This is a genomic window from Actinoplanes sp. KI2, assembly GCF_025630775.1.
Classification (GTDB): domain Bacteria; phylum Actinomycetota; class Actinomycetes; order Mycobacteriales; family Micromonosporaceae; genus Actinoplanes.
This window is the reverse complement of sequence record NZ_JAOSZE010000093.1, coordinates 1-11,437: the sequence shown is the minus strand read 5'-3', so window position 1 is coordinate 11,437 and position 11,437 is coordinate 1. Positions and strand designations below refer to the sequence as shown.

Below are 11,437 nucleotides of genomic sequence, written 5' to 3'. Positions count from 1 at the left end.
TGCCGGGCGGGTGGTGCCGGCCGCGGTCATCAGCATCGGGAAGAAGCCGGGGTACGCCTCGGCGGCCAGCAGCGCCGCCTTGTAACCGGCCACGTTCGCCTGCGAGGTGAGCGCGTCCATCGACTGCGCCCGGCTCAGCGTGCGTGGCAGCAGATCGAGACTGACCGCGGTCACCCCGGCGGTGGCCAGCCGCTGGGCCGCGACCGGGTCGGCCAACGGGGCCAGCAGGCCGATCAGCAGCTGACCCGGGTGGCACGCGTCGGCGGCGTCGTCCGGGCAATGCAGGCAGAGCAGGACGTCACTCTCGGCGTACACCTGCTCGCGACCGACCACGACGGCGCCGGAGTAAGCCTCGTCGCCGAAGAAGGACCGGCGCCCCGCGCCGGCCTCCAGCAGTACCCGCACGCCGCTGCCGGACAGTCGCCGCGCGCCGTCCGGGCTCAGTGCCACCCGGCACTCGCCCGGCGCGGTCTCGCCAAGCACACCGACGGTCGTCATCGGTTCCTCCCTCACTCACAACATGGCCGGCCGCCCGGCCGGGGGCCGGGCGGCGGGCCGACGGGGTCAGATGAGCCAGCGGTTCTTCTGGACGAAGGGCAGGGAGGCCCACCACTTGCCCAGGCCCCAGGTGTGTCCGGCGTAGGTGAGGGCCAGGACGACGCCGGTGACCGCGTAGATGAAGTGGTAGTCGGTGATCGGGTTGGTCGAGCCGCTCGGCTTGCCGCCCGCGGCGGTCTTGTCGAGGGGGAACTCGGCGAGCCACATCATGGCCATCAGGATGACGGCGGAGCCGGCGGCGATGCGCATGCCGATGCCGAGGATGAAGGCGAGGCCGATGCCGAGCAGGGCCAGCATGAACAGCCAGTCGGTCACCGGGTTGCCGGCGATGTTGTGGAAGAAGCTCTGCAGCCAGCTCGGGCCGACATCCACACTGGACAGGAAGCCTTTGGTGGGGGAGCCGCCGTTGACCCAGGCCCGGGCCGAGGGGGTGGCGTAGCCGAATCCGAAGGTCTTGTCGAGGAATGCCCACAGGAACACGAATCCGGTGGAGATGCGCAGGACCGCGAGGGCCTTGGCGGCGGTCTTGGTGAGCATGGAGCCGGGGGCCTCGACCTTCTCGAGGTGGTGGGCGGCGTCCCGGCCGATGGTTGTCATGGTGTCCTCCTCAATCGATGTCCTTGCCTTGAGCCTGCGCGTCCCGGGCGCGGTACGCCCGTGTCGAACAGCCCCACCTCGAAGGGTCCAAGGTCCTGTGTGTCAGCGGCCGGGCCGAGCGTCGGCGGGGAAGCGTTCCGGGCCGCGGGTGGCCATCTCCTCGTAGACCTGCCAGCGCTGGTCCACCGCCGCCTGGGCGAGCGCGGCGAGCCGGGCCGCCTCCTCCGGGTCGGTGTCGCGCAGGCGGCGGAACCGCAGCTCCCGGTCGGTGTAGTCGGACAGTGGCGTACGCGGGCGAGGGGAGTCGAGCAGGAACGGGTTGCGGCCGGCCGAGCGCAGCACCGGGTCGTAGCGCATCAGCGGCCAGTAACCGCTGCGCACGGCGCGCTGTTGCTGGCCGAGACCGTCGCGCATGTCGATGCCGTGCGCGATGCAGTGCGCGTACGCGATGATCAGCGACGGGCCGTCGTACGCCTCCGCCTCGCGCAGCGCGCACAGTGTCTGCTCGGGGTCGGCGCCCATCGCGACCCGGGCGACGTACACGTTGCCGTAGGCGATGGCCTGCAGCGCGAGGTCCTTCTTCGGGGTGGTCTTGCCGGCCGCGGCGAACCGGGCGACCGCCGACAGCGGGGTCGCCTTGGACATCTGCCCGCCGGTGTTCGAGTAGACCTCGGTGTCCAGCACCAGCACGTTGACGTTGCGGCCGCTCGCCAGCACGTGGTCGAGGCCGGCCGAGCCGATGTCGTACGCCCAGCCGTCCCCGCCGACGATCCAGATGCTGCGCCGGACCAGGTGGTCGAGGACGCTGCGCAGGTCGGCGACGGCCGGGTCGCCGGGCGGCAGCTCGTCGAGCCGGCGGCCCAGTTCGGCGATCCGCTCGCGCTGCTCGGTGAACTCCGACTCGTACCGTTGCGGCGCGGTGAGCACCGCGTCCACCAGATCGGGGCCGAGCCGGTCGCGCAGCGCGGCAAGCCGGTCGGTGGCCAGCCGGTGGTGCAGGTCGGCGGTGAGGCGGAAGCCCATCCCGAACTCGGCGTCGTCCTCGAACAGCGAGTTCGACCAGGCCGGCCCGCGGCCCTGCGGGTTGCGGGTCCACGGCGTGGTGGGCAGGTTACCACCGTAGATCGAGGAGCAGCCGGTGGCGTTGGCGACCATCAGCCGGTCGCCGAACAGCTGGGAGAGCAGCTTGAGGTACGGCGTCTCGCCGCAGCCCGCGCAGGCCAGGGAGAACTCGAACAGCGGTTGCAGGAACTGGGCGCCGCGAACCGTGCCGAAGTCCACCCGGGACCGGTCGGCGTGCGGCAGGGACTCGAAGAACGCGATGTCGGCGCGGCCGGCGGCCACGAGCGGCTCCCGTGGTTCCAGGTTGATGGCCTTACGTTCGGGGGTCCCGACCGGGCAGGCCTCCACGCACAGCCCGCAGCCGGTGCAGTCCTCGAGGTAGACCTCGAGGGTGAACCGGTTGTCCGGCAGGCCGCGGGCGTTCAGCGGCGCGGACGGGAAGCCCTCCGGCGCGCCGGCCAGCTCCTTGAGGTCGTAGAACTTGGACCGGATCACGCTGTGCGGGCAGACGAAGGAGCAGGTGCCGCACTGGATGCAGGTCTGCGGATCCCAGACCGCCACCAGATCGGCGATGTTGCGCTTCTCGTACGCGGTGGTGCCGCCGGGGTAGGTGCCGTCCACCGGCAGCGCGCTGACCGGCAGCCGGTCGCCGTCGCCGGCCAGCATCGGGCCGGTGACCTCCCGGACGAACGGCGGCGCGTCCGCGGGCACCGGCGGCGGCCGCCGGCGGGTGGCGGTGACCGTGGCCGGGACCGGGATCCGGTGCAGCGCGTCGAGGGTCGCGTCGACGGCCGCATGGTTGCGGGCCACGACTTCGGTGCCCCGCCGGGCGTACGTCTGCGTGATCTTGTCTTTGATCTTGGCGATCGCGGCGTCCCGGGGCAGCACCCCGGAGATCGCGAAGAAGCAGGTCTGCAGGATCGTGTTGGTGCGGCCGGGCAGGCCCTGCTCGGCGGCGATCCGGTCGGCGTCGATGGCCCAGACCGACAGGTCCTTGGCGAGGATCTGTTCCTGAACGTCGCGGGTGAGCTCGTCCCAGACCTGCTCCGGGCGCGGGCTGTTGAGCAGCAGCGTGCCGTGCGGTGCGGCCCGGCTGAGCACGTCGACCTTGTCGAGCAGGCCGAGCTGGTGACAGCCGACGAAGCCGGCCTGGGCGATCAGGTACGGCGCGCGGATCGGCGCCGGGCCGAAGCGCAGGTGCGACACGGTCATCGAGCCGGACTTCTTGGAGTCGTAGACGAAGTAGCCCTGGGCGTGCAGCGCCGGATCCGCGCCGAGGATCTTGATGGTGTTCTTGTTCGCGCCCACCGTGCCGTCCGAGCCGAGGCCGTAGAAGAGCGCGCGGACGGTGCCGGGCGGCTCGATGTCCAGGTCCTCGTACGGCAGGCTGGTGCCGGTCACGTCGTCGACGATGCCGACGGTGAAGCGGGGGCGTGGGTGTTCGCGCGCCAGCTCCGCGAAGACCGCCGCGACCATGCCCGGGGTGAACTCCTTGGAGCCCAGGCCGTATCGGCCGCCGATCACCATGGGCATGGCCGGACGGCCGCTCTCGGCCAGCGCGGCGAGCACGTCCAGGAACAGCGGCTCGCCGAGCGACCCGGGCTCCTTGGTGCGGTCCAGCACGGCGATCCGGGTCGCGGTGGCCGGGATGGCGGCCGCGACGGCCTCGGCGGGGAACGGCCGGAACAGCCGGATCTGCAGCACGCCGACGCGGCCGCCGAGCGCCGCGACCGTCTCCCGCGCGGTCTGCCCGCCCGAACCCATCAGCACGATCACCCGCTCGGCGTCCGGGGCGCCGGTGTATTCGACGATGTCGTAGTGGCGGGGCAGGGCGGCCATCGCGGCGCGTACCTCGCCGGGCACCCGGGAGTAGAACGGGTTGACCGTCTCCCGGCCCTGGAAGTAGACGTCCGGGTTCTGCGCCGTGCCGCGGATGACCGGCCGCTCGGGGGAGAGCGACCGGGCCCGGTGCGCGCGCACGAGCTCGGGCGGCACCAGCGCGCGCAGGTCGTCGTCGGTGAGCGTCTCGATCGTGTTGATCTCGTGCGAGGTGCGGAAGCCGTCGAAGAAGTGCACGAACGGCACCCGGGTCCGCAGCGAGACGGCCTGCGCGATCAGGGCGAAGTCGTGGGCCTCCTGCACCGACGCCGAGGACAGCATGGCGAAGCCGGTGGCCCGGGTGGCCATCACGTCGGAGTGGTCGCCGAAGATGGACAGCCCCTGCGCGGCCAGCGAGCGGGCGGCCACGTGCAGCACCGCCGGGGTCAGCTCGCCGGCGATCTTGTACATGTTCGGGATCATCAGCAGCAGGCCCTGCGACGCGGTGAAGGTCGTGCTCAGCGCCCCGCTCTGCAGGGCACCGTGCAACGCGCCCGCGGCGCCGCCTTCACTCTGCATCTCCACCACCGTGGGCACCGAGCCCCAGATGTTGCGCCGCCCCGCGGCCGACCACTCGTCGGCCAGCTCGGCCATCGCCGAGGACGGCGTGATCGGGTAGATGCAGCACACCTCGTTGAGCCGGTACGCCACATCGACGCACGCCTCGTTGCCGTCGATCGTCGCGCGGGTCATCGGGTCGCCTCCGGAATCATCGAGATGGCGTGCACCGGGCACTGGTCGAAGCAGGTGGCGCAGCCGGTGCAGCGGTCGTAGTCGAAGCGGTAGCGGTTGCCCGGACCCAGCTTGATCACCGCGTCCTCGGGGCAGGCCCCGAAGCAGCCGTCGCACTCGAAGCAGGTCCCGCAGGACAGGCAGCGCCCGGCCTCGAAGGTGGCCGCCGTCGCGTCGAGACCGCCGACGACCTCGGTGAAGTCGGTGACCCGCTCGGCCGGCTCGCGCTCGGCCTGGCGACGCCGGCCGGCGTCGCCGAAATACCACGGATGCAGGTCGTCGAATCCGGCGACCGGCGGCGTCACCGTCCGCGGGGCTTGCTGGCCTTTCAGGTACGCGTCGATGTGCCGGGCCGCGGACTTGCCGTGCCCGACCGCGACCGTCACGGTCCGCTCAGCCGGCACCATGTCGCCGCCGGCGAACACGCCGGGGCAGCCGGTCATCAGCTCCGGCGAGACGAGCACCGTGCCGTCCGGGGCGAATTCGACGCCGGGGACGCCGCGCAGGAACGCGGTGTCGGCGCGCTGGCCCACGGCGAGCACGACGGTGTCGGCGGCCAGCGTTTCGGTGCGCCCGGTGGGCACCGGCCGCCCGTCCTTGTCGATCTCCATGACCTCGACGGTCAGCTCCGGGCCGTCGAAGGTCTGGATGGTCCGCAGCCAGTTGATCTTCACGCCCTCGCGCTCGGCCTCGTCCGCCTCCTCGGGGTGCGCGGGCATCTGCGCCCGGGTCCGCCGGTAGACGATCAGCGCCTCCTCGGCGCCGAGGCGGCGGGCCACCCGGGCGGCGTCCATCGCGGTGTTGCCGCCGCCGTAGACGGCGACCCGCCGGCCGATGCTCGGCCGCTGACCGGCGGCGACGTCGTGCAGCAGGCTGACCGCGTCGACGATCCGGCCGGCCTCCCGGGCGGGGATGTCGACCCGCTGGGACAGATGCGCGCCGACCGCCACGAAGACGGCGTCGAACCGGCCCTCGCGCCGCTCGGCGATCAGGTCACGGACCGGATGGTCGCCGACGATCTCGACGCCGAGCGCGGTCAGCCGGGCGATCTCGCCGGCCAGCACGTCGCGGGGGAGCCGGTAGGCGGGTATGCCGTAGCGCATCATGCCGCCGGGCTCGGCCTCGGCGTCGTGGATCACCACGTGGTGGCCGCGCCGGGCCAGGTGGTACGCGGCGGAGAGCCCGCTGGGCCCGGCGCCGACCACCAGCACCCGCCGGCCGGTGGCCGCCGGCGGCGGATCGAACCGCCAGCCGCGTTCCAGGGCGAGGTCGCCGAGGAACCGCTCGACGCCGTGGATCGACACCGGACTGTCCAGCTCGGCGCGGTTGCACGCGCTCTCGCAGGGGTGGTAGCAGACCCGGCCGTGGATGGCGGGGAACGGGTTCTCCGCGACCAGCAGCCGCCAGGCCCGTTCGTGCTCGCCGGCCTGGGCCAGGGCGAGCCAGCCCTGGATGTTCTCGCCGGCCGGACAGCCCGCGTTGCACGGCGGCATCAGGTCGAGGTAAACCGGGCGGCGTGCCCGGCCGGGCCCGCCGCGCGCCTCGTCCAGACGCAGGTCGGGCGGCGTCGTCAGATCGTGGTGTGGCGTGCTCATACCTTCCATGCAACGCCCCGGGTGACGGGTGGTTCAGGGTCGAAGGTCCGCTCTGTCCGGGCTCTCGGCCCTGCCTGCCGGCCGCCCCGGCGCGAAGCCTGGGACCTATGACCGACACCCTTGCCGTCGACGGCCGCCGGCCGCCCCCGCAGCTCTTCCGCGACCTGCGCACCTCGGCCGGTGGGCTCGGCGTCCGCGAGGCGACCCGTCGGCTGACCGTGTACGGCCCGAACGAGCTGTCCCGCCGGCGTGGACGATCGTGGGTCGGTGAGCTGCTGGCGCAGTTCACCCAGCCCCTCGCGGTGCTGCTGATGGTCGCCGCGGTGCTGGCCTGGCTCGGTGGCACGCCGCAGCTGGCCGCGGCGGTGGCGGCGGTCATCCTGCTCAACGCGGGCTTCGCGTTCGTTCAGGAGCGGCAGGCCGAGCGGGCGGTGGAGGCGCTGGCCGCCTTCCTGCCGGACACCGCCCGGGTGCTGCGCGGCGGACGGCTGACCGAGGTACCGGCCCGCGAGCTCGTCCCTGGCGACGTCATCGAGGTCGCCGAGGGCGACCGGATCTGCGCCGATGCCCGGCTGATCGACGGCGCGGTGTCGGTGGATCTCTCCGCGCTCAACGGCGAGTCGGTGCCGGCCGGACGGCAGGCCGACGCGGAGGTCGTGCCGGGGCCCTTGATCGAGGCGCGCGAGCTGGTCTTCAGCGGCACCGCGTGCGTCGCGGGTCAGGCCCTCGCGGTGGTCACACATACCGGGATGCACACCGAGATCGGCCGGATCGCCGCGTTGTCGCAGCGGGGGCGAACGGAGTCGAGCCCGCTGGAGCGTCAGGTGCGCCGGGCGACCTGGATCATCGCGATCGTCGCGGTGGCGGCCGGTGTGGCGTTCCTGCCGATCGGGGTGCTGGCCGGCCTGGGCTGGGCGGCGGCGATCAGCTTCGCGATCGGGCTGATCGTGGCGAACGTGCCGGAAGGGCTGCTGCCCACCATCACCCTGGCGCTGGCGGTGGGCGTGCGGGAACTGGCTCGGGTCGGCGCGGTGGTCAAGCGGCTGTCCGCGGTGGAGACGCTCGGCTCCACGACGGTCATCTGCACCGACAAGACCGGAACGCTGACCGAGAACCGGATGCGGGTCACCCGGATCTGGATGCGCGACGCCGAGCTCGACCCGAGCGACCCGCGCGGCCGGCCGGTCGCCGTCGCGGCGGCGCTGTGCACGACGGCGCGGGAGATCGGCGACCCGACCGAGCTGGCGCTGCTGCGGCTGGCGGCCGGCCTGGGCGCGCCGGTGCACGCGGGCGAGCGGGACCGCGGCCGGCGGACGCTGTACGCCTTCGACGCCCGGCTGAAGCGGATGTCCACCGTCGACGGCGACCGGGTGCACACCAAGGGCGCCCTCGAATCCGTCCTGCCGCTGTGCACCCGGGTGCTCGGCGCCGACGGCGCGACGAGTGACCTGACCGACGACGTACGGGCCGGCCTGGCCGCCGCCGTCGACCGTTACGCGGCCACGGGACTGCGCGTCCTGGCCATCGCGAGCCGGGACGCTCCGGAGCCGCCGGCGGACCGGGGCGCGGCGGAGCGGGATCTCGTCCTGCTCGGCCTGGTCGCGATGGTCGACCCGCCGCGCGAGGGGGTGGCCGACGCGGTGGCGGCCGCCCACCATGCCGGGATCCGGGTGCACGTGATCACCGGTGACTACGGGCCGACCGCCGCGGAGATCGCCCGGCAGGTCGGTATCGGCGGCGCGCAGCGGCGGATCGTCACCGGCGAGCAGCTGGACCGGATGACCGAGCCGGAGCTGGACGCGCTGCTCGCCGCCCCGGGCGAGATCGTCTTTGCCCGCTCCTCGCCGGAGGGCAAGCTGCGCATCTGTGAGGCGCTGCGGGCGTGCGGCGAGATCGTCGCGATGACCGGGGACGGGGTCAACGACGCGCCGGCGCTGCGGCACGCCGACATCGGGGTGGCGATGGGCCGCTCCGGCACCGACGTCGCCCGCGAGGCCGCCACGATGGTGCTCACCGACGACAACTTCGCCACGATCGTGCGCGCGGTCGACGCCGGCCGCCGGGTCTTCGACAACGTCCGCAAGTTCGTGCTCTACATCTTCGCCCACGCGGTACCCGAGGTCGTCCCGTTCCTGATCTTCGCGCTCTCCGGGGGCGCGGTCCCGCTGCCGCTGACCGTGCTGCAGATCCTCGCCATCGACCTGGGCACCGAGACGCTGCCCGCGCTGGCGCTGGGCCGTGAACGCGCCGAGCCGGGCCTGATGGACCGGCCGCCGCGGTCGCCGAAGGAGGGGGTGATCGACCGCCGGCTGCTGCTGCGCGCCTGGGGGGTGCTCGGTGTGGTCTCCGCGGCGCTGGTCACGGCCGGGTTCTTCTGGACCCTGTCGCGGGCCGGCTACCAGGAGGCCACCACGATGACGTTCGCCGGGATCGTGGCGTGCCAGATCGGCACGGCGTTCGCGGCCCGCACCGACCACGCGTCGCTGCGCTCGATCGGCGTGTTCAGCAACCGGCTGCTGCTGGCCGGCATCGCCTTCGAGCTGGTCTTCGCGGCCGCGCTGATCTACCTGCCGCCGCTGCAGCCGATCTTCGGTACCGCCGCGCTGGGCCCGGCCGAGCTCGCCTTCCTGCTGCCGTTCCCGGTGATCGTCTGGGCGGCCGACGAGGCGTACCGGTGGTGGTCCCGCCGTGCCGGGACCTTCGGCTCTGCCCGCGGGGGCGGATCGGCGCGACGCTTGACGACGGGAACCACGGTGGGAGGCCGGTGACGGGATGCGTGCCGAGGACATCATGACCAGTCCGGTGTACACCGTCGAGCCCGGCACGACCGGGGCCGTCCTCGCCGGCATCCTGGCGATCAGCTCCGCCGAGGACGTCCTGCGGCTCGCCTTCGACGAGGCGCAGGACCATGGGGTGGCCGTCCGGGTGATGGCCGCCGGCCTGACCGACGCGGACGAGGACGAGCTGTCCGGCATCGTGCAGCGGTGGTCGGGCAAGTATCCGGACGTGGCCGTCACGCTGTCGTCCCGGTGCGTCCTCGACCCCGCCATCACCCTGACCGCGGCCACCCGCACCTGCTGCCTGGCCGTCCTGGCGCACCCCACCGACGCGTACGCCACCGCCCTGGTTCGAGCGGTGGCGCGGCGTTCCGGTTGCCCGGTCCGGTTCGTCTGAGCCGTCGGTCCTGGGCGGCCGCCGTCCTCAGGCGGCGGCGTCGATCAGGTCGGCCGGCGCGTCGACCCCGGGGTAGGTTCCCGGACGATCAGTACCGGCGACGCGGCGTGGTGCAGCAGCTGCAGGCCGACGGCGCCGAGCAGCGAGCCGGCCACCGAGCCGTGCCCCCGGGAGCCGACGACGACCAGCCGGGACTCGCGGGAGCCCAGCACGAGGGCGGAGGCGGCGGCGTCGTGGGTGAGAACGGTTTCGCCCAGCACGCCGGGGTACTTGTCCCGCCACGGCGCCAGCTGCTCCTCGATCCGGCGCAGCTCGGCCTCCCGGTCCGCGGGCGACAAAAGGTCGGCCCGCCGCACGTCGGCCAGCCAGGGCGGGAACGCCGGGGCCAACGAGCGCAACACGATCAGGCCGCACCCCTGCACGGCCGCCTCGTCGAAGGCCGCGGCGAGCACCTGCTCGGCGGCCGCCGAGTCGTCGATGCCGGCGACGATCGGGCCACCCGGGACGTCGTGGCCACGGATCACGGCGACCGGGCAGGGCGCGTGCGTGGCCACCCGCTGGCTGACCGAGCCGAGCAGCAGACCGGCGAAGCCGCCGCGACCCCGACTGCCGACCACCAGCAGCTCCATGCCGTGCGCCTCCCCCAGCAGGCTCGGCGCGGCGTGCCCGGCGATCGCGTAGGTGGCGATGTCGATGGCCGGTGCGCACTCGCGCGCCCGGTCGGCGGCTTCGACCAGCAGCGCCTCGGCCAGGCGGCGGCCGACGTCGATGTATTCGGTGCCGATGGCGAAGCGGGACTCGTGCCAGTCCCAGTCGAACGCATGCACGATCCGCAGCGGTGTGTTCCGGCGCTGCGCCTCGATGGCGGCCCACTCCACGGCCGCCAGACTGCAATCGGTGCCGTCCGTGCCGACGAGGATGGCCATGGCAGTCTCCCTTCGATCTCCTTCAACCCTCTGGCGATCCGCCGCCGCCGGGCAGAGCGGCAGGTCCCGACCGCACGGGCCGCACGTCCCGGTCACGCCCGCCCGCGCCGCACCGGGCCGTTGTTGCGCACCAAGCCCGCCCGACCTCGGCTCCGCCGACGCGTGACCAACGACCCGGCCCGACCGGTCCTCCGGCCGTGCCGGGCCGCCTCTTTCCGTACCTAGCCTGCGAACATGGGCAGCGAAGCAGCGACACCGCGAAACCGGCCCGTCGTGGTCGGAGTGGACGGCTCGCGCAGCACGCCCGGCACGGTGGATCTGGCCGCGGCCGAGGCGGCACGCTGCGGAGCCCCGTTGCAGATCGTGCACGTGTGGCCCGGGCGATATCGGGGCGTGTTCCGCAGCCGGGACGCGGTACCGTCCAAAGCGGACGGTGTGCGGCTGCTGGAGCTCACCCTCCGGCGGGCCGCGCTCGCCCGGCCGGGCCTGCCGATCGCCACCGAACTGCTGGAGGGGGCGGCCGCCGACACGCTTACCGGCTGCTCGGGGGAGGCGCGGCTGCTGGTGGTCGGTCACCGCGACGACCCGTACACCAGGCCGAGCTGGGGCTCGACCGCGGCCTACCTGGCCCACCACAGCGCCTGCCCGTTGCTGGTGAACCGCGGCGCGGGCCACGACGGGCCGGTCGTGGTGGCCTCCTCGGCCCGGCCGTCCGGGGCGGCCACCCTGGGGTACGCGTTCGCGCAGGCCGCGCTGCTGGGCAGTCCTCTGGTGGCGGTGCACATGTGGATCCGGCCCGACGACGCGGAGGGCCGGGCGCCGGCCGTCGTCCGAGGCGGATACGCCGACCAGCGCCGGGCCGCCGACGCCCGGCTCGCCGAGGCGCTGGCCGAGTGGTCGGCGCGGTTCCCGGAC

At 73.6% G+C, this 11,437-nt stretch carries 7 protein-coding genes and 1 pseudogene; 3 read left to right on the top strand and 5 right to left on the bottom strand.

Going from position 1 to position 11,437, the window contains the following annotated elements; all coding sequences use genetic code 11:
• The 4 genes and pseudogenes from ODJ79_RS46140 to ODJ79_RS46125 form a co-directional block, all read right to left on the bottom strand.
• A pseudogene (locus ODJ79_RS46140) lies at positions 1 to 498 on the bottom strand (NAD(P) transhydrogenase subunit alpha); the annotation flags it as partial.
• 66 nt (positions 499 to 564) lie between these two features.
• Positions 565 to 1,155: a hypothetical protein gene (locus ODJ79_RS46135; protein ID WP_263030107.1), complete on the bottom strand. Its 591-nt coding sequence runs from the start codon at positions 1,153 to 1,155 to the stop codon at positions 565 to 567.
• A gap of 102 nt (positions 1,156 to 1,257) precedes the next feature.
• Positions 1,258 to 4,788, bottom strand: a complete 3,531-nt coding sequence (nifJ, locus tag ODJ79_RS46130; RefSeq protein WP_263030106.1) for a pyruvate:ferredoxin (flavodoxin) oxidoreductase — start codon at positions 4,786 to 4,788, stop codon at positions 1,258 to 1,260.
• Positions 4,785 to 6,422, bottom strand: coding sequence for an NAD(P)-binding protein (locus ODJ79_RS46125; RefSeq protein ID WP_263030105.1), 1,638 nt, complete (start codon positions 6,420 to 6,422; stop codon positions 4,785 to 4,787). Before ODJ79_RS46125 ends, nifJ begins: the two co-directional genes overlap by 4 nt.
• Before the next feature lie 107 nt (positions 6,423 to 6,529).
• Here ODJ79_RS46125 and ODJ79_RS46120 point away from each other — a divergent pair, with 107 nt between their 5' ends.
• Together ODJ79_RS46120 and ODJ79_RS46115 are read left to right on the top strand one after the other, a co-directional pair.
• Positions 6,530 to 9,190, top strand: coding sequence for a cation-translocating P-type ATPase (locus ODJ79_RS46120; RefSeq protein WP_263030104.1), 2,661 nt, complete (start codon positions 6,530 to 6,532; stop codon positions 9,188 to 9,190).
• A gap of 22 nt (positions 9,191 to 9,212) precedes the next feature.
• On the top strand, positions 9,213 to 9,596 hold the full coding sequence (locus tag ODJ79_RS46115; RefSeq protein ID WP_263030103.1) for a hypothetical protein: 384 nt from the start codon (positions 9,213 to 9,215) through the stop codon (positions 9,594 to 9,596).
• Positions 9,597 to 9,640: 44 nt separating this feature from the next.
• Here the strand turns inward: ODJ79_RS46115 and ODJ79_RS46110 are convergent, their stop codons facing one another.
• Positions 9,641 to 10,522, bottom strand: coding sequence for a universal stress protein (locus ODJ79_RS46110; protein WP_263030102.1), 882 nt, complete (start codon positions 10,520 to 10,522; stop codon positions 9,641 to 9,643).
• Positions 10,523 to 10,756: 234 nt separating this feature from the next.
• On the opposite strand from ODJ79_RS46110, the gene ODJ79_RS46105 reads away from it, so the two are divergent.
• A partial coding sequence (locus ODJ79_RS46105; protein ID WP_263030101.1) for a universal stress protein occupies positions 10,757 to 11,437 on the top strand: 681 nt, incomplete at its 3' end.

Coding starts and splice junctions, on each gene's coding strand:
- ODJ79_RS46110 (WP_263030102.1), bottom strand. CDS start 10,522: ATGGCCATCCTCGTCGGCACGGACGGCACCGATTGCAGTCTGGCGGCC.
- ODJ79_RS46115 (WP_263030103.1), top strand. CDS start 9,213: ATGACCAGTCCGGTGTACACCGTCGAGCCCGGCACGACCGGGGCCGTC.
- ODJ79_RS46125 (WP_263030105.1), bottom strand. CDS start 6,422: ATGAGCACGCCACACCACGATCTGACGACGCCGCCCGACCTGCGTCTG.
- ODJ79_RS46135 (WP_263030107.1), bottom strand. CDS start 1,155: ATGACAACCATCGGCCGGGACGCCGCCCACCACCTCGAGAAGGTCGAG.
- ODJ79_RS46120 (WP_263030104.1), top strand. CDS start 6,530: ATGACCGACACCCTTGCCGTCGACGGCCGCCGGCCGCCCCCGCAGCTC.
- nifJ (WP_263030106.1), bottom strand. CDS start 4,788: ATGACCCGCGCGACGATCGACGGCAACGAGGCGTGCGTCGATGTGGCG.